Origin of the sequence: Rhodococcus sp. YL-1 (genome assembly GCF_001942025.1) — a bacterium.
GTDB lineage: Bacteria > Actinomycetota > Actinomycetes > Mycobacteriales > Mycobacteriaceae > Rhodococcus_F > Rhodococcus_F qingshengii.
Genome location: NZ_CP017299.1, coordinates 496,488 through 520,145 on the forward strand (window position 1 = coordinate 496,488; position 23,658 = coordinate 520,145).

The following is a 23,658-nucleotide window of genomic DNA, read 5'->3' on the forward strand; positions in this document are numbered from 1 at the left end:
CTCAGAATTTCGTCAGAAGCACTGGCTGTTTTGTCGAAAGCAACTCTGTCGATCAGAGTTCGTCGATCGTCACTATCTGATCTTGTATCGCTCGCACGAGTAATTCGCATTTCGTCGGTGCGTTCCTTCCAACGTCGGCATACTTCTCGCGAATCCGCGACAGGTGGGTCCCCACCGTTCCCACGCTGATGTAGAGGTTTTGAGCGACGCGTGACTTCGAATCACTCAGTAGCCATTCCCTGAGAACCTCGATTTCGCGCTCCGAAAGGTGCGGTCCGACGGGATCCTGTGACATGCAGTTTTCCACAGTGACTGTCATGAGTTTCGTCCTTACTTCTCTGTAGCGGAATGACAGACCCCCGACAGTGCCGTCTTCTTGTCATATGAATGTAATTCGAAGAGGGAAATTTTTCCCAGACATCAATTCCTCTGCCCCTATTCTCAGGGGCAGTGCTGTGAGAGTTATTGTTACCGAACCTCATTGTTAGTCAAAGTCAGCTTTTTTCCGGAAGTAGGCCGTTCAGGAATTGGTAACACCCCGTCTTCGACCGCGCGTTTGTACAAATCCGTTTTTGTCGGTGCGGGTCGTCCGACAGCCGCATATTTCTGCCTGATGCGCTGGAGGTAGTCGTTAACCGTCTGCGGCGCCAAACCGGTGAGTCGCGCAACTCGATCCGCCTTCTCTCCGGATGCGTAAAGTTCGAGGACCTCGAGTTGTCGAGGGCTCAGACCCACTTCGTCGAGACCTGGATCCCCGTCGATTGCGGCAGCCCACTCTGTCGTCACCACCTGCCTTCCCGACGCGGCGGCGCGTATCGCATCAACCACGACGGCAGTCGGTTCGGACTTGCGTACAACACCCAGTACGCCGGCACGGGCGGCCGAGCGAACGAGGTACGGGTTTTCCGCCCCGGTGAAGATCAATGTCTCGAGCCCGGCGGCCCGCAGTTGCTCGACATTGCTCTTGGGCGATGAACCGTCGGCCAGCCGGAGGTCGAGGATTGCCAGATCCAAGGCGACGTTCTGAGCGAGCATCTCGGACACAGTGGTCGCGATGCACACCAATTCGAGGTCCGGCTCGTCCTCGAGCATCACGGACACGCCGATTGCTACCGACTCGTGGTCTTCCACCAACCCGACACGGCGGTGTGGAAATGCTGTTTGCTCTGGCATAGCGATTGTTTCCCTCCGCTCGATGCGAGGACGTTATCAGGCAGAGCTGACTGACCGGTATGTTACGTGTCAAGATTTGAAGTCAGCCTGGACTGTTTTACGTTTCGGCTCTACAGTTGTCTTGTGACCGAGACCACTTCCGATGCGAAAGTAAGCCGTACCCAGGCCGAACGTACAGCGGCGATGCGTGGGCGCCTCCTCGACGCCGCCGTCGAATCGTTGGTCGAGCTGGGCTACGCACGGACCAGCACGCAAGAGATCGCCCGCCGGGCAGGCGTCTCGCGGGGTACGCAACTGCATCATTTTCCGACCAAGGAATCGCTGGTCGTCGCGGCCGTCGAGTATCTGGTCGACAAACGACTGGAAGAAATCCTCACCGCTGAGGTGGATCGGGGTCGAGGCCTCGAGGTCCTGGCGGACGCGTTCTCCGGGCCGCTGTTCTATGCCGCCCTCGAATTGTGGGTCGCGGCGCGGACCGATCCCGTTCTGCATGCGGCGACGGTGCCCCTCGAACGCAAGGTGAGTGAGGCGCTCGAGTTCGGCAGCGCCGAGTTGTTCGGTGATCGGTTCGATTCCGAGTCGGTCGAACTCACCATCGAACTCGTTCGTGGGCTTGCCGTCTCAGCCCTGTTTCGTACATCCGAAGCCGACGACGCGCTCAGAGCGCGACTGTTGCCGGCCTGGCAATCCCGAGTGGAGAAGAAGTGAAGCTTCCCGAACATGTCGAAACGCTGATCGTCGGTGCCGGATTTGCCGGTATGGGCTTGGCCGCCAGAATGCTTCGCGACAACCGCGCTGCAGACGTCGTGTTGATCGAGCGTGGAGCTGACATCGGCGGCACTTGGCGCGACAACACCTATCCAGGCTGTGCCTGTGACGTGCCGACGGCGTTGTACTCGTATTCTTTTGCGCCGAGCGCCGATTGGAGTCATACCTTTGCTCGTCAACCCGAGATCTACAACTATCTGAAGAAGGTGGCCGCAGACACCGGCATCGTGGAACGCGTAGTCCTGAACTGCGAGCTCGAAGCTGCTGTGTGGGACGAGGATGCGGCGCTGTGGCGTATTCGGACATCTCGAGGGTCGTTGACGGCCAAAGCTCTGGTCGCCGCGACCGGAGCGTTGTCGACGCCCAAGATCCCGGATTTCCCCGGTCTCGACCAATTCTCCGGGACCACTTTCCATTCGGCGACGTGGAACCACGAACACGAACTGCGTGGTGAGCGCGTAGCCGTGATCGGAACGGGAGCGTCGGCGGTTCAGTTCGTTCCCGAAATTGCCGACCCTGCTGCCCATGTCACCGTGTTCCAGCGAACTCCGGCCTGGGTGATTCCGCGAATGGATCGCACCCTGCCTGCGGCGCAGAAGGCCGTGTACTCGCGGATTCCCGCTACGCAGAAAGTTGTTCGCGGAGCGGTTTACGGTTTTCGCGAGCTACTCGGTGCCGCGATGTCACATGCGACGTGGGTCCTGCCGGCCTTCGAGGCGGCCGCGCGCCTCCATCTGCGCAGACAGGTGAAAGATCCGGAGTTGCGCCGGAAACTGACTCCCGATTTCACGATCGGTTGCAAGCGCATGCTTCTGTCCAACGACTGGTTGCGCACCCTCGACCGCGCGGACGTGAGCCTGGTCGACAGCGGGCTCGTCTCGGTCACCGAGGGCGGGGTGGTCGACGGGCACGGAGTCGAGCACAAGGTCGACACCATCATCTTCGCCACGGGGTTCACGCCGACGGAACCGCCTGTGGCGCATCTGATCACCGGAAAACGTGGCGAAACGCTGGCCGCGCATTGGAACGGTAGCCCCAATGCCTACAAGGGCACTGCGGTCAGCGGGTTCCCGAATCTGTTCCTCATGTACGGTCCGAACACCAACCTCGGACACAGTTCGATCGTGTACATGCTCGAGTCCCAGGCCGAGTACGTCAACGACGCGTTGAACACCATGAAACGTGAGCGACTGGACGCTCTTGATGTCAACGAGTCGGTACAGGTGCACTACAACAAGGGAATTCAGCACGAGTTGCAGCACACGGTGTGGAACAAGGGCGGATGCTCGAGTTGGTACATCGATCCGGAGGGGCGCAACTCGGTGCAGTGGCCGACGTTCACATTCAAATTCCGTTCGCTGCTGGAGCATTTCGATCGTGAGAACTACTCCGCTCGCAAGATCGAAAGCGTCCAGGCATGACCACGACGCACTACGACGTGGTGGTAATCGGATCGGGATTCGGTGGCAGTGTCGCCGCTCTTCGCCTGACGGAGAAGGGCTACCGTGTCGGGGTGCTCGAAGCCGGTCGACGGTTTGCCGACGACGAGTTGCCCGAAACCAGTTGGCGGATGCGAAAGTACCTGTGGGCGCCGTGGATCGGATGTTATGGGGTTCAGCGTATCCACCTTCTTCCGGACGTACTCGTGATGGCGGGAGCCGGCGTCGGGGGCGGATCGTTGAACTACGCCAACACGTTGTATCAGCCACCCAAGCGGTTCTTCGAAGACCGTCAGTGGGCGCACATCACGGACTGGCACGACGAACTGGCGCCGTACTACGACCAGGCCAAACGGATGTTGGGTGTTCGCACCAATCCGTCCTTCACTCCTGCCGATGCGGTGATGAAGGACGTAGCCGAAGAGATGGGCGTGGGGGAGACCTTCACGTCCACCCCCGTCGGGGTTTTCTTCGGGGAGGCAGGAGTTTCCGTGCCGGACCCGTTCTTCGGCGGAAAAGGACCCGAACGCACAGGTTGCACGGAATGCGGGGGATGTATGACCGGTTGCCGAGTCGGTGCGAAGAACACGCTGGTCAAGAACTACCTCCATCTCGCCGAGCAAGCGGGCGCCAGGGTTCATCCGCTCACGACCGTCACCGACCTTCGGCCGGCGGCAAGCGGTGGTTACAGCCTGCTCGCGAGGCGAACGGACGGCGTCCGCCGGCGAGAAGTTCGGTTCACCGCCGATCAGGTGGTGGTTGCCGCCGGAACGTACGGAACGGCGAGGCTGCTGCTCGGTATGAAGGAATCCGGTGCCCTGCCGGGCCTGTCGGATACTCTCGGCACCGTCGTACGTACCAATTCCGAAGCCGTACTGGCCGCAACGTCGAAGTCGCGTCGACGGAACTTCACGCAGGGCGTAGCCATCACGTCGTCCTTTCACCCGGATGATCACACGCACATCGAGCCGGTGCGATACGGCAAGGGCAGCAATGCAATAGGACTTCTGCAGACCGTCCTGAGTGACGGCGGTGGGCGAACTCCCCGGGTGCTGAAGACTCTGGCGGTCGCGGCCCGACACCCAGGAGCGTTCTTGCGGTCGTTGTCGGTACGGAACTGGTCCGAGCGAACCGTCATCGCGCTGGTGATGCAGACCGACGACAACTCCCTCGAACTTTCCAAGAACACCAAACGATTCGGGCGCTCCCTCACCAGTAGACCGGGACCGGGCGATCCACCTCCTCAGTGGATTCCGCAGGGTCATAAAGCCATTCGCAAGGTCGCCGAGAAGATCGACGGCGACCCGGGTGGTTCCATCGCCGAGATCGTGAACATCCCGATGACGGCACACTTTCTGGGTGGCTGCGCGATCGGTGACAGCGCGTCGAGTGGCGTCGTCGATCCGTATCTGCGTGCATACGGTCATGAGGGACTGCACGTCATGGACGGTTCGGTGGTGAGCGCAAATCTCGGAGTGAATCCTTCCCTGACCATCACTGCGCAGGCGGAACGAGCGTGCGCGATGTGGCCGAACAAGGGTGGCGCGGACGCCCGGCCGAAGACAGGCGAGCCATACGTACGTATCGATCCGACTTTGCCGTCCGATCCGGTGGTGCCGACGCATGCACCAGGCGCTTTGCGGCTTCCCCTGACCATTCGAGCTGAGAAGGTGTCCGATGTGGAGCGTGCCTGAATCGACAAGTGACCGCGTCGACTGGCCGGTGAGTGATCCGCCGCCGTGGCCGGCTCGCGTTCGCGCGACACTGTGGTGGCACCGCAGTACGTCGGCGGCGCGGGAGCTCGGCCCGGATGGTCGAACGATTCCGATGACGGTGGCCATGATGGTGGACTACCTCGATTCGCCGGTCGGCCCGTATCGCGAGATCCTCGCCAGTCCGGTCTTGCATGCGCCAGGGAAACGGATCGGGCCTATGCCGCGGATGGCGGTCCCTTTCATCGCGGTGGATTCGGAACCGTCGGTGCACGGTGGGCGAGTCCACTGGCAACTACCCAAGGTTCTGGCCGAGTTCGACGGAGACGTGCAGCAGAAATTCACTGCAACCGGCGACGGTTGGCGGGTGCGTTCGGATACGCGGATGCTCGGGCCGCGTCTGCCGATTGCCGGGGCGTTGGGATTTGCGCAGCCGGAGTCCGGTGGAGGTCTGGCGATCGCGTCGGCAAGGCTGACGGGATCGTTCCGATACGCGCGCGTGGGCGTCGAGGCAGAGGGGCAGACCCTGCCGGACTGGCTTGCTGCGGGCACCCATCACGGCGTCGTGATTCTGGGCGGAAAAATGACTACGGGAGCGGCCAAGCATCGGTAGCGGGGGTTTGACCTGAGAAAAAGCGACCAAGGCCGCCCGTCAGTGACCGGGCGGCCTTGGTCGTGTGGTGTGGTGTGAAAGTCAGGTGTCGACGTCCCACAGGCGCCTCTCGGCGGGTGGTCGCTCGCAGCGACAAAAGGGGTGGGGCCCGGGGCTTGTTCGGACGCCGACAGGGTGTTCAACGGCGGTCTCCCCGGATTTGTTCCCGGGGATCGTGAAGTATTTCCGACGCGGTGTGTAGTGATTCAAGCAGGGCCGACGAGTTCAGGCAGCGCCGAGCTGGGCGAGTTCCATTTTCAGTGCCGTGCACAGGTCCGATCCGGCCGGCCCACTCAGAGCTGATCGCAGTCGATTGTAATACGTCCGCGGCGACAGGCCGAAGGTGACGAAGATGTCCTCGGCAGCGGCGCCGTTCCACGGGCGCCACAGGATTGCGAAGTCGATGAGGTCGTCCGCATACGATCCACGGTTTCGCGAGCGTTTGGCACGTCGAACCTGGCATTCGTGGGTGGTTGCGACGCTCGTCCCTCCACAGAGCTGAGGTGGCATCTTCGTCACTCGGTTCACGAGAGTCTCCTGAACTGGTCGGTCACTCACATGACCAGCACGCCGCCGTCCACGGGCAACGCGACGCCGGTGATGTAACGCGCTTCGTCGGAGGCGAGGAATTTGACGGCGTTGGTGACGTCGTCGTTTTCTACCCACGGGATCGGGTAGAGGATCATGTCGCCGGAGGCCTTGGCGAAGTCGTCGCGACCCGGATTGTCGGTGCCGGGAACGAATTGGTTGTACATCGCCTGGTTCTGCACCATCTCGGTGTCGACCTGCGTCGGGTTCACGGTATTGACGCGAATGCGATGCGGAGCGAGTTCCTGGGCGAGGGTCTTCATCAATCCCGCGACGCCGTGCTTGGCCGAAACATATTGTCCGACACCCGTGTACGCGCGCAGCCCGGCAACGGAGGCGGTGAGGACGATCGCGCCGCCGGTGCCCTGTTCGATCATGTGGGGGATCGCGGCCTTGACGGTGCGCCACACGCCGCTGAGGTTGACGTCGATCATTTCGCCCCACTTCTCCTCGTCCAATTCGTGCGCGTTCCCGAAGGAGAGGATGCCCGCGTTTGCGATGACGATGTCGACGTGGCCGAAGCGATCGAGCCCGGCTTCGAGGGCCAGCTTGACCGAGTCGAAGTTGCGCACGTCGGCGTGCGAGAAGATGATCTTGCCGCCTGCTTCTTCGACGAGACGGATTGTTTCCTGAAGGTCGTCCTCCGTGGCCAAGGGGTACGGCACGGTGTCGTTGTCCTTGACGGAGTCGAGAGCGATGATGTTCGCGCCCTCCTGCGCCAGCCGCAATGCGTGATTACGCCCTTGCCCGCGAGCAGCACCCGTGATGAATGCGACCTTGCCTTCGAATCGTCCGGTCATGGGGATCCTCCTGTTGCTGAAATTGTTGTGTACGTGGGTGATCGGAGAGCTATTTGACGAGTACGCCTGCGTCGACGGGCAGTGCGACGCCGGTGATGTACCTGGCTTCGTCGGACGCGAGGAAAAGCACGGCATTGCTGACGTCGACGGATTCGACCCACGGGATGGGCAGCGCATTCATCGCTTGCGACAACGGGGCGAAATCCTCCCGGGTCGGCTCGTCGATGTCCGGACAGAACAACTCGTACATGGCGTCGTTCATGATCATCGGAGTGTCGACCTGGGTGGGGTTGACGGTGTTCACTCGGATTCGGTGGGGAGCCAGTTCCTGCGCGAGAGTTTTCATCAACCCGTTGACGCCGTGTTTCGCGGCTGTGTAGTGCGCGATGTTGCCGTATCCCTTGAGCCCGGCCGCCGAGCTGGTCAGGATGATCGCGCCCCCGACGCCCTGTTCGATCAGGTAGGGGATTGCTGCCTTGGCGGTTCGCCACGTGCCGCTGAGATCGATGTCGACGACAGTGCCCCACTGGCTTTCGGTGAGTTCGTGTGTAGGTGATGGGATGTTGATACCGACGTTGGCACAGACGATGTCGACGTGACCGAACTGGTCGACTCCGCGGCCGAGGACACCTTTGATCGCGGTGAAGTCGCGAACATCGGCCACCTCGGCCAGAATTCGTCCGCCGACCGCCTCGACCGACCGGACGGTCTCGGCGAGGTCGGCTTCGCTTGCCAGCGAGTACGGAACGCCTTCGACATCGGCGCAGATGTCGAGCGCGATGATGTCTGCGCCTTCCTCGGCCAAGCGGATCGCATGTGCCCGGCCCTGGCCGCGTGCTGCGCCGGTGACGAACGCGACCTTGCCCGAAACTCTTCCGGTGGTGCGTGCTCTGGTGGTCACTTGATCACTCCGTATCGGCGTCGGTCGATGGTCAGTGCAACTGCGGCAATCACCACGATGCCCTTGATGACGAGTTGTGTGTAGGGGTCGACCGAGGTCAGGTCCATTCCGGCGCTCAGCAACACGATCACGAGTGCACCGAGGATCGTTCGATGTGGGCCGCCGACGCCACCGGACAGTGCGGTGCCGCCCACCACCACGGCTGCGATGGAATTGAGCAGGCTCGGGCCTGCACCCATCGGGACGCCGGTGCTGGCCTGGCCGGTGAAGATGATTCCGGCAATCGCGGCGACGGCTCCGGCAACCGCGAAGACCGCAAGTTTGGTGCGTCGTACGCGAACACCGACGAGTGCCGCGGCGCGTTCGTTGCCGCCCACCGCATACATGTGGCGACCGAACGACGTACCGAATGCCAGGACTGTCGCGCCGATGGTCAGCAGGATTGCGATCAGTGCCCCGTTGGGGACGTTGGGGATCATCGACTCGTTCACCAGGCTCTGGAGAAGATTCGAATTATAGGAAACAGGACCGCCTTTGGAGACGGTGTTGGAAATGCCGTCGAGTACGGACATCATTCCCAGCGTCACCAGGAACGACGGAACCTTGAGCATTGTCGTGATCAATCCGTTGACCAGTCCGACCACCGCCCCGGCGGCGATCACCATGACTATCGCCAACGGGCCGCCGAACTTGTCGATCCACGTGGCGATCAGAATTCCGGCGAGAGTGGCCGTCGCCGCCACCGAAAGATCGATACCACCGATCAGAATGACAAACGTGCCGGCGAGCGCGAGCACGGTCAGGAAAGCCATCTGGTTGAGAATGTTCTGCGCGGACGTCGCAGTGATGAAACTTTCCGTGCGCCACTGGAAATAGATGATCAGGACCAGCACTGCAACCGTCGGTACAACTATGTTGCGGTGCTGATCGAGTCGACTCAGCAGACCGCGCGCGCCTGACGGCGCTGCGGCATCGCTGACCGGCGATTGCTTCGAGAGTGTCTGGGTCACTGCATTCCTCACATCATGTGCTTGATCACGTCGACTTCGGCGGGCTTGTGCTCTGCAGGGGCCGCCAGCTCTGCGCTGATGACTCCGTCCTTCATGATCACGATTCGGTCGGACATTCCGATCACTTCTTCGAGGGATTCGGCGCACAGCAGCACGCCGACCCCCGATGCAGCCATCGACCGGACCAAACCGTAGATCTCCTCTCGCGTTCCGACGTCGATTCCACGCGTCGGATCGCTGAGGACCAGCACTTTGCATTCGCGACCTTGCCACCGAGCGAAGATCGCCTTCTGTTGGTTTCCGCCACTGAGTTCCCCGATGGGCGTCGACAACGACGGGGCCTTGACCTGCAGCGCGCGGGCTAACTGCGTCGTCCATTCCCTTTCGGTCCGTAAACGCAGTAGCCGCGTCCACGGGTGGCGGAGGAGATCGAGGAAGCCGATCGAGATGTTGTTTCTGATCGACGCGCTGCGGAACAGGGAGTCCTGGGCACGCTCCGGCGGGACGTACAAGACTCCGGCTGCCACGGCAGCGGGAACCGACCAGTGCTCGTGCGCAGTACCGTCGACGTGAATCGAACCCGCCGACAACGACTCCGCACCCGCGACTGCTGCAGCCACCGACGCTTTCCCCGAACCGATGACTCCGGCCAGTCCCACTACCTCGCCCGGTCGGACGACAAGATCGACGGACTCGAACTCGCCTGCGCTGCTTGCATCTCGGAGTTCGATCAACGGCTTCGTCGACAGCACTCCGGTCTGTTCGCCTTCGCGGTAGTAGTCCGCGCTGCGTTCGCTACCCACCATCAACTCGTGCAGTTGCTCCGCCGTGACGCCGTCAGCGGAGAGCGTTTCGATGGACCGCCCGTCGCGAAGTACGAGTAGCCGTGTGCTGATCCGCAGGACGTCTTGCAGGATGTGAGAGACGAAGATGAACGACACCCGATCGCGCCACCCCTCGATCAACGCGAAGAGGATTTCCACCTCGGTCTCGGTCAACGCGCTTGTCGGCTCGTCGAGCAGGATCACCGGCGCTTCGGTGGCGTCGGTGATCCGCGAGAAGGCACGTGCGATCTCGACCAGTTGCCTTTGCGGGTAGGTCAATTCGGCGACAACGGCGTCGGCGCGCAGCCCCTCGATGCCGAGTGTGTCGAGTAGCGACTGGGCGGCGTCGCGCATTCTCCGACGCCGGCCGGGTCCCCAACCACCTATCTCGCCCTCACGTCCGAGATAGATGTTCTCGTACACCCGCAGTGCATCGACCAATGACTGCTCCTGGACCACCACGGAGATTCCGAGTTCGCGGAGAGTACGCGAGTCGCCGAGTTCCACGTGTGTCCCGTTGACATCGAGGCTTCCGGCGTCGGGACGCACCGTTCCCGTCAAAACGCCGATCAGCGTTGACTTTCCGGCGCCGTTCTCACCGATCAAGCCGAGAACGTCACCTCGGCTGACGTCGAGTGAGACGTCCTGGAGGGCGTGAACGGGTCCGTAACTCTTGCAGACCCCACGCAAGCTGATGGTTGCTGAGTCGCTCACCTTCGTATCACTCATTCTCAGGCCACGAGTTGGTCTTTGTACTGCAGCAACGGGCCCGAGCGGAACGCGGCTGCGTACTCGGTGCGTACTCCGGTGATATCTGCAGAGTTCCAAGCGCTGTTCAGCGTGTATTGGTCCTGCGATACGCCGGCGTAGTACTCCCGCGGATCGATCGGGTTGAGTACGGTCTGCGGGTCCCAATCGTCAGGATGCAGGGCCTTGCTCATTTTTGCCCAGTCGAACGGAAGTGTGGGTGCGTACACGGTTTTCAGTACGTCGTCGGCGATCTCCGGAGTCACCAGGAGTGCTCCCTGTGAAAGGAATCGCTCCGGCAGAGACAGGTCGACGCCGTTGAGTTGATCGAAGATGGTGACACCGAGAATTCCTGCCGTGAGTCCGCCGACCGTCGCGCTGGTCAGGTATTGCTTTCCCTGCGCGATGTATTCGACGTTCTGCTTGTTACCGTCGAATCCGACCACGATCTTGCCGGTGATCTTCGCGGCGTCCAGTGCCGCAATGACTCCTGCAGCTTGACTGTCGTTCTGCGCGAACACCCCGACGAAGTCCGGCACCGAAGGCAAGATGTTCGTGAACGCCTTTCTCGCGTCCTCCGAAGTCCAGTTGCCCGGCGACGCGGTGACGATCTTGATTCCCGGGTAGTCCTTGGCCGCGGCGTTCAGTCCAGCTGTCCGTTGATCGTCGGAAGACGAACCCTTCTGCCCCGGAACATGAATGATGGTTCCGTTGCCGCCGACCTTGTCGAACAAAGCCTTGGCGGTTGCGACGGCGATCTTGGTGGACGGCGGTGTGATGAAGCGGACCCACTTGTCCGCGTCGGCCGGTGTGTACCAGGCGGGCGCCGTGTACGAGCTGGCATACAGAATCCCGGCTGCCTGGCAGGCTTTCGTGACAGCTGCCGCTTGAGCTTCGGTGGCGGGAGTACCGAAGATCGACTTGCCGCCCGAAGCGCGGACGTTGCCTACCTGTCCCAGCGCAGTGTTGACGTTGCCCTGGTCCTCCACCGAGGACATGCTCACGCCCAGCGCGTCCATCGCCTGCTTGCCGCCGTCCGAGAACGCGACGAAGTAGTCGTTGGAGAGAGTTGTGACCTGGCAGAGGGTCTTTTCCTGGACTTTGCCCGCGCCAGCGCCACCGCCGGCGGCGGTACTGGTGGAACTGCCGCCTGCTCCGCAGGCCACTGCGCCGAGGGTGATGCCTGCTGCGCCCATTGCGGCGAAGAAGGAACGTCGGGTCAGTGGATGAGAGAACGTCGCGTTTCGCGCGACGTCCACGATCTTCGATTCGATCGAAGGCATGATCACATCCTTGGTCTCACAAGAGGGGGCTCGAGAGGTTGTCTCGAGGTGTGGAGGAAACGGGAGATTTCGCTACTTCGCCAGCAGATGCGTTGTGAACCAACGGGAAGCGTGTTCGGCCGCTACTGCGAGCTTGGACTGATCGCTGTAGAGCGTCATGTGCGACGTGTGCGGTAGGACGACAAGTTCTTTCTTCGGAGTCGGGATGTTGTTGAAACTCTCGATCTCCAAGTCCCACAACGTGAGGTCGTCGCCTTCGGCGACGATCATCATCGACGGCGTGTCGAGAATCCGGGGTACGAAGTAGTTGACGTCGTAGTCGAGCAGGAGATCGACGGATTCCATGGTCGAACTGTTCTGGTAGAGAGGAGCTTCGGTGGCTTGAAGTGCCGCGAAGGTCGTCTTCGTCTCGGGGAACGGCCAGGACGACAGTTCTTCCTCGGGGTTCTCGCTCGCATGCGCGATGTGCAGTCGCTGATCCGGATCGTCGAAGCGGAGTCGGCGATCTTCGAGAATTGCGTCCCACAGCTTTCGATAACCCATGGTCCCGTGGATCCGACGCATGTTGCGGTACCCGTCGATCACCGGAATCTGAGACACGATGGCCTTCACCCGGGGATCGGTCGCGGCGAGAATCATCACGTGGCCGCCGGAGTAGGAAATTCCCCAGGCGCCGAGACGGTCGTTGTCGATGCCGGGAGTGCGCTCGAGAAAGCTGAGCGCGTTCTGATAGTCACGAATCTGTTGCTTCGGGTCCAGATGTTGGCGGGGCTCACCGTCCGAGACGCCCAGGTTGCGGTAGTCGAAGACCAGCGCAGCCATACCGGCCGTCACGAAGGCCTCGGCGTAATAGGGCATGACCAATTCGCGGACGTAGCACCAACCGCCTGCCAGTACGACGGCCGGAACGTCGTCGTCGGTGTCGGGTCGGTACAGCCAACCGCGAACGGTGACTCCGTCGCTGGAGAATTCGACATCTTCACGGCGCATTGCGCGACTCCTCATGTAACGAGTGAAAGCTGAACGGAAGTAGGTACGAAAGAAAACGGACGGTCTTGTCGCCGTGCGTATTACGGCATCGACGCGGTTCGCTCGTGCCAACTGCCCCGAGCGGATCGTCGCGGATCCGAAGTACTCCGTAATCGTGAGTCACCTCACAGCCTTTGTCAAGTGACACTGGACAGCGAGGAAAATCCGTCGGTATAGTCCTGCTCACCCACTGCGCATGTATTCGTAACGAGCGCAGCATTATTGGAGGTGTTCCGGCTCGTGAACGGCGAAGAAGTTCTGTGTGCCTACGAAAAGATGTTGTTGATCCGGATGATGGAGGAGCGCATCTCGGCGCTCTACAAGGGCGACACCATTCCGGGGTTCGTTCACACTTCGATAGGTCAAGAGGCGTGCGCGGTGGGGGCTCTCACTCATGCGCGGGTCAGTGACGTCATCACCTCGACGCACCGCGGGCACGGCCATGTTCTGGCAAAAGGTCTCGAGCCCGACCGGATGATGGCGGAGTTGATGGGCAAGGTCACCGGAGCCAACAACGGCCGGGGTGGCTCGATGCACGTGGCGGATCCCCGCTTGGGGATCTTCGGTGCGAACGGGATCGTGGGCGCGGGGTTGCCGATTGCCGTCGGTGCGGCTTTCGCTGCCAAGGATCGCGGTGAGGGCGATCTGGTGGTGGCGTTCTTCGGTGACGGGGCGATTGCGACCGGTGCGTTCCACGAGGCGATGAACATGGCTGCTCTGTGGAAGCTGCCGATCATCTTCCTATGCGAGAACAACGGATTCTCGGAGTTTTCCTCGACGGTGGATCAGCATCCTGTCCCGATCTCTGCGCGCGCAGCGGGATACGGGATGAAATCGATCACGCTGGCAGGCAACGACGTCGAGGCGGTCGCCGACGGTATTCGGCCGGTGTACGAGCAGGTGCGAGGCAGCGGTGGTCCGGTGTTCGTGGAGGTCACGACTCTGCGGGTGCACGGGCACTACGAGGGCGATCCGCAGGTGTACCGCGACAAGGACGAGATGGCGCGAGACATTCTCGCGGCCGATCCACTGACGCTGACGCGTGGCCGACTCCGAGAGTTCGGCATCGGGGACGAAGTACTCGATCTGGTGGACAAGCGGGTGAGGGCGGTGGTCGCCGAGGCGGAGCGTTTCGCGCGGTCGTCGCCGCAACCGGAGGCGTCGAGCGTGATGGAGTACATCTTTTCGCCGCGTCGCATCTACCCGCCGGACCGCCTCGACGTGGGTGTCGGCGCGGGCGGCGCGGCCGTGTCGCAGTCCAAGATCCTCAAGGCGGCGCTCGATGACTCTCTGGCGGCCGATCCGGATGTGTTTCTTGCCGGCATCGACGTTGCCGGCGGAAATGTTTTCGGTCTGACCAGGGGATTGGCCGCAAAGTATCCGGGTCGAGTGCTCGATACGCCGATCTCCGAATCGGCAATCATGGGTCTTGCCGTCGGCTCCGCGATGGCGGGCCGTAGGCCCGTCGTGGAACTGATGTACCTCGACTTCCTCGGGGTGTGCCTGGATCAGTTGATGAATCAGGCGGCAAAACTTCGGTTCATGACGGGCGGCGCAGTGAGTCTGCCGTTGGTGGTGCGGACGCAGTTCGGTTCCGGCAGATCGTCGGGTGGTCAGCATTCGCAGAGTCTCGAGGCGCTGTTGGCGCACATCCCGGGACTGACTGTGCTCATGCCGAGTTCGGGCGCGGATGCATACGGGTTGTTGCGGGCAGCGATCGAGGACGACAACCCGGTCATGTTCATCGAGCATCGACTGCTGTACGAGAAGAAAAGTTTGTTGCCGAGCAAGGATTTTCGGGTTCCGATCGGAAAGGCAGCGGTGACGAGACCAGGTTCGGACGTCACCATCGTCTCGTGGTCGCGTATGGCATTGCACGCCTTGGTCGCGGCGCAGACGTTGGCAGACGAAGGGATCGATGCCGAGGTCATCGATCTACGAACGATTGCTCCGCTCGATCGGGAGACGATTCTCGAATCATTCAGTCGGACGAACCGGATGGTCATTGCCCAGGAAGCCGTCGTGGACTTCGGCGTCGGAGCCGAGATCGCAGCTATGGCGGTGGATTCCGGGTTCTATTCACTGGACGCGCCGGTAGTGCGGGTGGGAGCACGGTACGCGCCTGCGCCCTATGCGCCGGTGCTCGAACGTGAGTGGGAAGTCGGACCTGACGACATCGTTGCAGCCGTTCGGCGGGTGATGTCGTGCTGAGCGCTACCCGCCCGCGGGCAATGACCGGCGGCGGGGTGCTGCCCGAGATGCTTCTCGACGCCCTGCGTCGCGATCCCGAAGCACTGGCCCTTGTCGACGAGAGTGTGCGGTGGACTTACCAGGAATTGGTGGACGCTGCAACGAGCTTTGCAGGCGCACTGCATAAATCGGGATTCGAGCCTGGAGAAGTGGTACTCGTTCAACTGCCGAACTGGTGGGAATCCGTGGTTGCGGCCTGGGGCACGTGGCTTGCCGGCGGCATTCTCCTTCCGGTGGTCCCGATTTACCGCGCACACGAGTTGTCCTTCATCGTCGAGCAAGCTGAGCCGTCGGTGATCGTAGCCCCGCAGGAATACCGCGGATATCGTCACGTCGAGCAACTCGGGACGGTGCTCCGTGATCTGGGCCGAGAGGTTCTTCTGGTGGAGGCTCGAGGCGAAGGTGGGTTGCGACGCACAACGTTCGACGACTTCCTGGACTTCGGGATGGAGTCGAACCGGCCCGACCACCGCGCGGATCCCGACGATGTCGCCCTCGTTCTCTACACGTCGGGAACCACCTCGGCTCCGAAAGGCGTGCTTCACACACATCGGACCCTGATGGCCGAGAGTTCGAGCATGATCGCGCATTGTGGCGTGGATTCGCAGGACCGAATCTTCATGCCTTCGCCGTTACCCCACATCACCGGAATTTCGTATGCGGTAGTTCTGCCGGCAGCGGCAGCCTGCTCTACCGTTCTGATGCAACACTGGGTTCCCGAAGTGGCAGTTGCGTTGATCGAACGCGAGCAATGCACGTTCACCGTGAGCGCGACACCGTTTCTCCGTGGTCTCGCCGACGCCTACGAGAAGGGCGGATATCGACGATCTCAGCTGACCCGATTCGTGTGTGGTGGGGCCGGGATTCCGCCCGAGTTGGTGCGTCGGGCCCATCGCGTGATGGGGACGGCGGTTGTTCGCACCTACGGATCGACGGAACTTCCGACCCTCGTCATGGGTGATCCTTTCGGTGACATCGACCTGCAGGCAGAGGACGAAGGAGCTGTGATCGGCGGAAACGAATTCCGGCTCGGCGAAGACGACGAGCTGTTGGTGCGGGGCCCGGAACTGTTCGTCGGCTACGTCGACAGCTCGATCAACGAGGAATCGTTCACCGAGGACGGCTTTTTCCGGACCGGCGACGTAGCCGCCGTGGACGGACCCGGTCAGATCCGGATCACGTCACGGATCAAGGACATCATCAACCGGGGCGGAGAGAAATTCAGCGCTGCCGACATCGAGTGGGCCCTCGAGGCTCATCCCAATGTGGGAGAGGTGGCGGTGGTCGGGTATCCGGACGAGGATCTGGGGGAGCGCGCGTGCGCCTTCGTGGTTCCGGACGGTGATCCGCCAAGCGTTCGAGATCTGCGGATCTTCCTGCTGTCCGAAGGATTTGCCGTTCAGAAAGCTCCGGAGAGAGTCGAGACCGTTGCGTCGCTTCCTCGGACGGAGAGTGGGAAGGTTCAGAAGTTTCTCCTACGTCGAGCGCTAGGCTTGGGCTCCGCACAGGCGGTCCCCGAGACCTACGGAAGCGAGTTCGGACATGACGGCAACCGGCGCAAAGCCACCTCGTAAGACGGCTGAGTCGACAGCGGCTGCATCGAAGAAATCGCAACCGCGCAAGACGACTCCCCAAAAGACGACGGCACAGAAGAAGTCGGCACAGCAGAAGTCGGCGCCGGCCAAGGTGGCGGCGCGCAAACAGAAGACGGAGGACAACGGTTTGGGGACGTCGGTAGGCAAGACGGTTCGTGCCGAACGCACGAGACAGGGAATCCCGGTTCGTGAATTGGCGAGGCGGCTCGGCGTATCGCCGTCCTTCCTGTCGCAGTTCGAACTGGGGCAGAGTCAGGCCGCGGTGAACACGCTTTTTGCGATCGCGACCGAACTCAACCTGTCCTTGGACGTGCTGCTCGGCAACAGCGTCGATCCGGAACGGGAATCCGCATCCGAAACGAAGACTCACGAACCGCGGATCTCCGACTGCCTCACCTTTCGGTCGGGTGTTCGCTGGCAACGGTTGGCGAACACTCCCGCGAACCATCACGTCCAGTTCCTCCTCACGGAGTACGAGCCCGGCGCCGATTCCGCACCGGGCGATGCACCGCAGACTCATTCGGGTGACGACTACGGGTACGTGCTGGAAGGGACTCTGACGATCGACATCGACGGAATGCGTCGGCTCCTCGAGGCGGGTGAAGCGATACACCTGGTCGGGAACGTTCCCCACCGGTTGCGCAACGAGACGGACGAGACGGTCAAGGCGATCTGGTTCGTCCTGGGCTGAGTAACCGGGTGCGATGCACTGGGTGTGATGCCGCTAGGTGTGACACCGGTCTCGATTCAACTTAGGCAATCCTTTTCTTGACTAATTCCAGAAAAGCGGCATACTGGGAAACATGCGAGACGGAGAGCATGACTTCGACCCCCGAGCGCAATTGCGCGCCGTCGGGTTGAGGGTCACTGCTCCGCGCCTCGCCGTGCTGGATGCGGTTACAGCCCAACCGCATTCAGACGCCGATTCTGTTGCAGCACTCGTGCGGCAGCAGCTCGGATCGGTATCCACACAGGCCGTTTACGACGTGCTGAAGGCATGCGTGAACGCAGGATTGCTGCGACGCATCGAGCCGGCGGGTTCGCCCGCACGGTTCGAGACGAGGACTGGTGACAACCACCATCACCTCGTCTGTCGCGGCTGCGGCAAGGTCGTCGACGTCGATTGTGTTGTCGGCCAAGCTCCCTGCCTCGAACCTTCCGATAATCATGGCTTCGAAATCGACGAAGCCGAGGTCGTGTTCTGGGGCCGTTGCGAAGATTGCCTGAAGAATTCTGCCGAATCCGACACCGAGTCGGACGCGGTCTCGCAGAATCGAATTGATGCGTCCAGAACCTCCGAGTCAGCCACCTCGCATGCAGCCCATGCGTTCGACTCGGATGCAGCCCCGCTCCTCTGACGCCCAGCCCACAACGCTAGGAGGCTTCGCCATGACCAAGCCCACCACCAACAATTTCGGTATCGCGGTCGCAAGTGATGACGAATCGCTGACCGCGGGTATTCAGGGGCCGGTGCTCCTTCACGACCACTACCTGATCGAGAAGCTCGCGCAGTTCAACCGCGAGCGTGTCCCGGAGCGCATCGTCCACGCCAAGGGCGGCGGCGCTTTCGGTGAACTCGTCATCACACACGACGTCAGCAAGTACACCAAGGCCGCGTTCCTGCAGCCGGGTAAGAAGACCGAGTCACTCGTCCGCTTCTCCACCGTCGCCGGTGAGCAGGGCAGCCCGGACACCTGGCGCGATCCGCGCGGTTTCGCGATGAAGTTCTACACCGAAGAGGGAAACTACGACCTCGTCGGCAACAACACCCCGGTGTTCTTCATCAAGGACGCCATCAAGTTCCCCGACTTCATTCGTTCGCAGAAGCGACTGCCCGGCTCCGGTCTTCGTGACCACGACATGCAGTGGGACTTCTGGACTCTGCGTCCCGAGACCGCTCACCAGGTGACCTGGCTGATGGGTGACCGCGGTATCCCGAAGACCTGGCGCAACATGGACGGCTTCGGATCGCACACCTACCAGTGGGTCAACGCTGCGGGTGAACGCTTCTGGGTGAAGTACCACTTCAAGACCGATCAGGGCATCGAGTTCCTGACGCAGGCCGAAGCAGACAGCCTCGCCGGTAGCGATCCCGACTACCACCGCGCGGATCTGTACAACGCCATCGAGGCCGGTAATTTCCCGAGCTGGACACTCAAGGTTCAGATCATGCCGGTCGACGAGGCCGAAGGCTACCGCTTCAACCCGTTCGACCTCACCAAGGTCTGGTCCCAGAAGGACTACCCACTGATCGAGGTCGGCAAGTGGACGCTGAACCGCAATCCGGAGAACTTCTTCGCGCAGATCGAGCAGGCTTCGTTCGAGCCGTCGAACGTGGTGCCCGGCATCGGATTCAGCCCGGACAAGATGCTTCTCGGCCGCGTCTTCTCCTACGCCGACGCACATCGTTACCGCATCGGCACCAACTACGCCGACCTGCCGGTCAATGCCCCGAAGAACGAGGTGAACTCCTACTCCAAGGAGGGCGCCATGCGTTACAGCTTCAATTCCCCGTCGACGCCGGTGTACGCACCGAACTCGTACGGCGGACCGCATGCCGATCCGTCGGTTGCCGGTGACGAAGGACTGTGGGCGTTCGACGGCAAGGCAGTGCGCGCCGGATACATCGAGCACGCCGAGGACGGCGACTTCACGCAGGCCGGAACGCTGGTCCGTGAAGTTCTCGACGACGCAGCTCGTGAGCGCCTGGTGAGCAACATCGTCGGCCACGCCCTTGCCGGCGTCAGTGAGGAAGTTCTGTTGCGTGTCTTCGAGTACTGGAAGAACGTCGACGCAGATTTGGGCAAGCGCGTCGAAGAAGGTGTACGCGCAGGTCAGTGACCCGCTGACATGAGCATCGCTTAGGTCTACCGAATGCGGACCGCTGCAAGGGAAATCACTTCCCGGCAGCGGTCCGTTTCCGTCTACCCAACTACAGAAGCGCAAACCAATAGACGAAGCATGCGAGAAGGAATACAACGACTGACTCCATGACGACACCCCTGTTCGACGTGCACTTCTGCTGTTCGCACTCTCCATGATCCGCTTCTCGAGCTGAGAATGCTCGGGGCACAAGTTTCGCGAACCGAGGTGTTGGGCAGTCAATTCCCATGGCAATAGGTGCGGTTCTCTTCGACATCGACGGAACGCTCGTCGATTCCAACTATCTGCACGTAGAAGCGTGGTCGCGAGCTTTCTTCGAGGTAGGTCGCCCGGTCGACGCGTGGCGGGTACACCGCAGCATCGGCATGGACGGAGACCAACTACTGGAGTCCTTGCTCGGCGAAGACATCGACGGGTGCGGACCGCGAGCCAAAGAACTTCACACCACGTACTACCGGCAGTCGGCCGACCGTCTCCGAGTACTGCCGGGAGCGCGCGAGTTGATCCGCCGAGTTCACTCGCTCGGACTGCATGTGGTGCTCGCTACCTCGGCGCCGGACGACGAACTGAAGTTGCTACGCCGGACGCTCGACATCGACGAAATGATCTACGCCGCCACCTCTTCGGAATCCGTCGACGAGGCCAAACCTGATCCGGACCTGATCGAGGTCGCGCTCGCGAAGGCAGGTGTCGACGCGGGCAATGCGGTCATGGTCGGGGATGCCGTCTGGGACATGAAGGCGGCGACATGGGCGGGCGTTGTGGCTGTGGGAGTGCGCAGCGGCGGCATGTCGACCGACGAACTCGAAGGTGCGGGTGCGGCTGCCGTGTACGACGACGCCCGCGACCTCCTCGACCACCTCGACGGCAGTGTGATTTCCGAACTCGTTTCAGGCCTAGATACCGGGAGTTGATCAGTGATGGCACGATTCGGCTACACCTTGATGACGGAGCAGGCAGGTCCGAAAGAACTGGTTCGCCATGCAGTTCGGGCCGAAGAAGTCGGCTTCGACTTCGAAGTGATGAGTGATCACTACTCGCCGTGGCTGACCGAGCAGGGGCATGCACCCTACGCCTGGTCGGTGCTGGGGGCAGTCGCCCACGCCACCGAGCGAGTCGGTTTGATGACGTACGTGACTTGTCCGACCGTGAGGTACCACCCCGCCGTCGTCGCTCAGAAAGCTGCGACGATCCAGATCCTCGCGGACGGACGCTTCACCCTGGGATTGGGAAGTGGCGAGAGCCTGAACGAGCATGTGGTCGGCGAGGGTTGGCCGTCCATCGACACCCGCCAGGACATGCTGCAGGAGGCGGTGAGCATCATTCGCGCACTGCTCGCCGGAGATCTGGTGAGCTGGAAGGGGGAGTACTTCGACGTCCAGTCCGCCAGGATCTGGGATCTCCCCGAGAACCCGGTTCCGCTGGCGCTGGCCATGTCCGGAGACAAGTCCGTCGAGCGTTTCGGTCCGATGGCCGACGATTTGATTGCCGTGCAACCGGATTCGGAGCTAGTGCACTTGTGGAAGCACGTGCACGGCCGAGCATACGGATTGGCTCCCGCAGGCCGGACCATCGGTCAGATTCCGATCTCGTGGGACCCTGATCGCGACACGGCAATTGCACGAGCTCATCAGCAGTTCCGGTGGTTCGGCGGAGGGTGGTCCGTGAACTCCGAACTGCCGACGCCGGCGAGCTTCTCGGGTGCGACTCAGTTCGTGCGCAAAGAGGATGTAGCTGAAAGCATTCCGTGTGGTCCCGATCTCGATGTGATCGTCGAAGCGGTCAAGGCATACACGGACGCCGGATTCACCGATGTGGCACTGGTACAGATCGGTGGAGATACCCAAGACCGATTCTTCGACGAGGCGGCCAAGCCGCTGCTCGAGGCTCTGCACGTCGAATTGGGTTGATCGAGAAGATCAATCGAGTTCCGCCGAGTGGGCTCTTGTCGAGTCGCGCGCTACCGCCGTGCAGCCTCGCCTGCTGCGCGACGAGGGCCAGTCCCAAACCGCTTCCGGCGTCGCCCGCACCGGTACCACGAACGAATCTCTCGAACATCGCTTCGCGTTCCGAAGGCGCGATCACGGTGCCGTTGTCGTCGACGAATACCGTCGCCGAACCCGTCGCAGCCCCTGATCGGACGGTGATCTCGACTTCGTCGGCATTGCCGTGCCGAACGGAATTGGTGACGGCGTTGGTCAGCACCAGACGGATACCCGCGGGAAAGGCCTGAACCGAAAGTTCTTCCGGTGCTTTCAAACGAACGTCGACCTGCGGGTGCAGACGGCCCGCGTCAGCGACGGCGCGATCGGCAACCTCCACGAGATCGACGTCGGCACAATCCTCGGGATCGGCCACGTCACCCAGGGCTAGAGTCTCGAGGTCGGTCAGGGTGCGCTCGATCTGGCGCTGCGCCTCCAACAATTCGCCGGACAGTTCGCGCCGTTGGCTTTCCGTGAGATCGAGTGTTGCGAGAACTTCGAGATCGGTACGCATCGACGTGAGAGGTGTGCGCAGTTCGTGGGCGGAGACGCGAGCGAAATCGCGTGCCGACTCCAACGCCTCCTCGGTGCGGCTTCGATCGCTTTCGATGCGACTGAGCATGCTGTGGATTGCCTCCGACAGTTCTTCGGCTTCTCGCGTTCCACGTACCGACGGTGCCCGGCGCGAGAGTCCGTCGACGTCGAGGTTGTTGCCGATCGAACTGGTGGTCTCGGTCAATTGCTGTAGTGGCCGGACGGCTCGGCCGGTGAGGAACCAACCGAGCCCGGCCGCGGCAAGGATGGCGACCACTGCTGCAGCGGCCACTTGGAACTGCTGCTCGCGGATTGCCTGGGTCAGTGGGTCTTCGGGGATGCTGACGGCCAGTGTGGCGCCGCTGTCGCCGGGCACCAGAACATCACGACTGCGAACATCGGTGGTAGCCAAGGCGCTGACGGTCGCGGCGTTGAATCCGGGGCTGACCACGGATGGTTCTGTTGTTGCAGTTGGTGTCTCGATGAATAGCGGGCTCGGCGCACTCGCCGCGACGCCCAGGGTGACGGAATCGAGAGTGCGTTCGAGTTGTTCGGATCCGTTGACACGCAGAAAGACCGCGAACGCAATTCCGATCGCGGCAATCACGATTCCGGCGGCCAGGCCCGAGGCGATGGCTACGCGAGTCTGAAGTGACAGCGGCCGCTTCATCGTTCGGCCCTCAGGACGAAGCCCACCCCACGCACTGTGTGGATCACGCGGGGCGCTCCGTCGACTTCGAGTTTCTTGCGTAGGTAGGTGACAAAGACGTCGACGACATTGGTGTCGGCGGCGAAGTCGTAACCCCAGACGAGTCGCAGGAGTTGTGCGCGACTGAGTACGACACCGGCGTGCTCGGCGAGTACCGACAACAGGTCGAATTCTCTTTTGGTGAGTTCGATTCGCCTACCGTCGATGTGCGCTCGATGGCCACGGAGATCGACCGTCAGCGGTCCCACCGTGATCGGATGGTCGACCGACGGGGTGGCTCGCGTCGTGCGTCGAAGCAATGCGCGGAGTCTGGCGACGAGCTCGGCCAACTCGAAGGGCTTGGTGAGGTAGTCGTCGGCGCCCGCCTCCAGCCCCGCGATGCGATCACCCACGGAACTTCGGGCGCTGAGCACGCAGATCGGAACCTCGTTGCCGATCGCGCGCAGGGCGGTCACCACCCCGACGCCGTCGAGGCCGGGCATGTTGACGTCGAGAACGAGCGCGGCCGGGCATTGCTTGTTCACCGATGACAAGGCCGATCGTCCGTCGACGGCAGTTGCCGTGTCGAAGCCCGACAATCGGAGTCCACGTTCGAGCGAATTCAGAACCTTCGCGTCGTCGTCAACGATCAGGATGCGCTCGCGTGTACTCACCCCAGCCATGGTGCCATCGGATCAAGGCCTGGGGCCTCGCTCGGAGCGAGGGCCGTCGCATTCTCATCAACTCCTAAGAAACCGACAACAGATCTGCAGTGTTGGCTTCATAACCTCGGGTTTCTC

22 protein-coding genes are annotated in these 23,658 nt (G+C 61.8%); 11 read left to right on the forward strand and 11 right to left on the reverse strand.

The annotated features are described in order from the left end of the window. Positions 1–52 precede the first annotated feature (52 nt). Both BH682_RS02355 and BH682_RS02360 read right to left on the reverse strand, forming a co-directional pair. The gene (locus BH682_RS02355) at positions 53–319 is read right to left on the reverse strand and encodes a response regulator transcription factor (protein WP_232354230.1); all 267 of its coding nucleotides are present in this window, start codon (positions 317–319) and stop codon (positions 53–55) included. 149 nt (positions 320–468) lie between these two features. Beyond that, positions 469–1,173 carry a response regulator transcription factor gene (locus BH682_RS02360; protein ID WP_075831937.1) on the reverse strand — a complete coding sequence of 235 codons (705 nt, stop codon included), beginning with the start codon at positions 1,171–1,173 and terminating at the stop codon, positions 469–471. 183 nt (positions 1,174–1,356) lie between these two features. Between BH682_RS02360 and BH682_RS02365 the strand changes: the two genes are divergently transcribed. Genes BH682_RS02365 through BH682_RS02380 form a run of 4 tightly spaced genes read left to right on the forward strand, consistent with a single transcriptional unit; the run spans position 1,357 to position 5,705 of the window. Beyond that, a complete protein-coding gene (locus BH682_RS02365; RefSeq protein WP_223304522.1) occupies positions 1,357–1,881 on the forward strand; it encodes a TetR/AcrR family transcriptional regulator in 525 nt (174 codons plus the stop codon). Next, positions 1,878–3,362 (forward strand): flavin-containing monooxygenase, encoded by a 1,485-nt coding sequence (locus BH682_RS02370; RefSeq protein ID WP_075831939.1) that lies wholly within the window; start codon positions 1,878–1,880, stop codon positions 3,360–3,362. The genes BH682_RS02365 and BH682_RS02370 overlap by 4 nt, the downstream gene beginning before the upstream one ends. Continuing rightward, positions 3,359–5,074 (forward strand): GMC oxidoreductase, encoded by a 1,716-nt coding sequence (locus BH682_RS02375; RefSeq protein WP_075831941.1) that lies wholly within the window; start codon positions 3,359–3,361, stop codon positions 5,072–5,074. The genes BH682_RS02370 and BH682_RS02375 overlap by 4 nt, the downstream gene beginning before the upstream one ends. Next, entirely contained in the window at positions 5,058–5,705 is a 648-nt protein-coding gene (locus BH682_RS02380; protein ID WP_042922823.1) for a hypothetical protein, read from the forward strand. The genes BH682_RS02375 and BH682_RS02380 overlap by 17 nt, the downstream gene beginning before the upstream one ends. A gap of 264 nt (positions 5,706–5,969) precedes the next feature. On the opposite strand, the gene BH682_RS02385 is transcribed toward BH682_RS02380, so the two are convergent. The 7 genes from BH682_RS02385 to BH682_RS02415 all read right to left on the reverse strand — a co-directional run bounded on the left by BH682_RS02385 (position 5,970) and on the right by BH682_RS02415 (position 12,887). After that, positions 5,970–6,272 carry a hypothetical protein gene (locus tag BH682_RS02385; RefSeq protein ID WP_054187019.1) on the reverse strand — a complete coding sequence of 101 codons (303 nt, stop codon included), beginning with the start codon at positions 6,270–6,272 and terminating at the stop codon, positions 5,970–5,972. A 26-nt stretch (positions 6,273–6,298) separates the two neighbouring features. After that, positions 6,299–7,132 (reverse strand): mycofactocin-coupled SDR family oxidoreductase, encoded by an 834-nt coding sequence (locus BH682_RS02390; RefSeq protein WP_075831945.1) that lies wholly within the window; start codon positions 7,130–7,132, stop codon positions 6,299–6,301. 49 nt (positions 7,133–7,181) lie between these two features. Next, positions 7,182–8,033, reverse strand: coding sequence for a mycofactocin-coupled SDR family oxidoreductase (locus BH682_RS02395; RefSeq protein WP_064111995.1), 852 nt, complete (start codon positions 8,031–8,033; stop codon positions 7,182–7,184). After that, complete coding sequence (locus BH682_RS02400; protein ID WP_190287611.1) at positions 8,030–9,043, reverse strand: ABC transporter permease; 1,014 nt, start codon at positions 9,041–9,043, stop codon at positions 8,030–8,032. The genes BH682_RS02395 and BH682_RS02400 overlap by 4 nt, the downstream gene beginning before the upstream one ends. Before the next feature lie 8 nt (positions 9,044–9,051). After that, positions 9,052–10,581 (reverse strand): sugar ABC transporter ATP-binding protein, encoded by a 1,530-nt coding sequence (locus BH682_RS02405; RefSeq protein WP_185744486.1) that lies wholly within the window; start codon positions 10,579–10,581, stop codon positions 9,052–9,054. A gap of 17 nt (positions 10,582–10,598) precedes the next feature. Then, positions 10,599–11,897 (reverse strand): sugar ABC transporter substrate-binding protein, encoded by a 1,299-nt coding sequence (locus tag BH682_RS02410; RefSeq protein WP_143542547.1) that lies wholly within the window; start codon positions 11,895–11,897, stop codon positions 10,599–10,601. 72 nt (positions 11,898–11,969) lie between these two features. Further along, positions 11,970–12,887 carry an alpha/beta hydrolase gene (locus tag BH682_RS02415; protein WP_054187024.1) on the reverse strand — a complete coding sequence of 306 codons (918 nt, stop codon included), beginning with the start codon at positions 12,885–12,887 and terminating at the stop codon, positions 11,970–11,972. A 279-nt stretch (positions 12,888–13,166) separates the two neighbouring features. Between BH682_RS02415 and BH682_RS02420 the strand changes: the two genes are divergently transcribed. The 7 genes from BH682_RS02420 to BH682_RS02450 all read left to right on the forward strand — a co-directional run bounded on the left by BH682_RS02420 (position 13,167) and on the right by BH682_RS02450 (position 21,564). Further along, positions 13,167–15,137 (forward strand): alpha-ketoacid dehydrogenase subunit alpha/beta, encoded by a 1,971-nt coding sequence (locus BH682_RS02420; RefSeq protein WP_198165719.1) that lies wholly within the window; start codon positions 13,167–13,169, stop codon positions 15,135–15,137. Continuing rightward, complete coding sequence (locus BH682_RS02425) at positions 15,131–16,750, forward strand: AMP-binding protein (protein ID WP_142006325.1); 1,620 nt, start codon at positions 15,131–15,133, stop codon at positions 16,748–16,750. The genes BH682_RS02420 and BH682_RS02425 overlap by 7 nt, the downstream gene beginning before the upstream one ends. Then, positions 16,719–17,462: a helix-turn-helix domain-containing protein gene (locus BH682_RS02430; RefSeq protein ID WP_075831947.1), complete on the forward strand. Its 744-nt coding sequence runs from the start codon at positions 16,719–16,721 to the stop codon at positions 17,460–17,462. Before BH682_RS02425 ends, BH682_RS02430 begins: the two co-directional genes overlap by 32 nt. 112 nt (positions 17,463–17,574) lie before the next feature. Next, positions 17,575–18,129, forward strand: a complete 555-nt coding sequence (locus BH682_RS02435) for a Fur family transcriptional regulator (protein ID WP_003943517.1) — start codon at positions 17,575–17,577, stop codon at positions 18,127–18,129. 31 nt (positions 18,130–18,160) lie between these two features. Further along, a complete protein-coding gene (locus BH682_RS02440; protein WP_003943483.1) occupies positions 18,161–19,612 on the forward strand; it encodes a catalase in 1,452 nt (483 codons plus the stop codon). A gap of 269 nt (positions 19,613–19,881) precedes the next feature. Further along, positions 19,882–20,568, forward strand: coding sequence for an HAD family hydrolase (locus tag BH682_RS02445; RefSeq protein ID WP_003943463.1), 687 nt, complete (start codon positions 19,882–19,884; stop codon positions 20,566–20,568). Between the two features lie 6 nt (positions 20,569–20,574). Then, a complete protein-coding gene (locus tag BH682_RS02450) occupies positions 20,575–21,564 on the forward strand; it encodes an LLM class F420-dependent oxidoreductase (protein ID WP_007732341.1) in 990 nt (329 codons plus the stop codon). On the opposite strand, the gene BH682_RS02455 is transcribed toward BH682_RS02450, so the two are convergent. After that, positions 21,461–22,840 (reverse strand): sensor histidine kinase, encoded by a 1,380-nt coding sequence (locus tag BH682_RS02455; protein ID WP_075831949.1) that lies wholly within the window; start codon positions 22,838–22,840, stop codon positions 21,461–21,463. The two genes, BH682_RS02450 and BH682_RS02455, sit on opposite strands and share 104 nt — an antisense overlap. Continuing rightward, complete coding sequence (locus tag BH682_RS02460) at positions 22,837–23,541, reverse strand: response regulator transcription factor (protein ID WP_003943475.1); 705 nt, start codon at positions 23,539–23,541, stop codon at positions 22,837–22,839. The genes BH682_RS02455 and BH682_RS02460 overlap by 4 nt, the downstream gene beginning before the upstream one ends. Between the last annotated feature and the right edge of the window lie 117 nt (positions 23,542–23,658).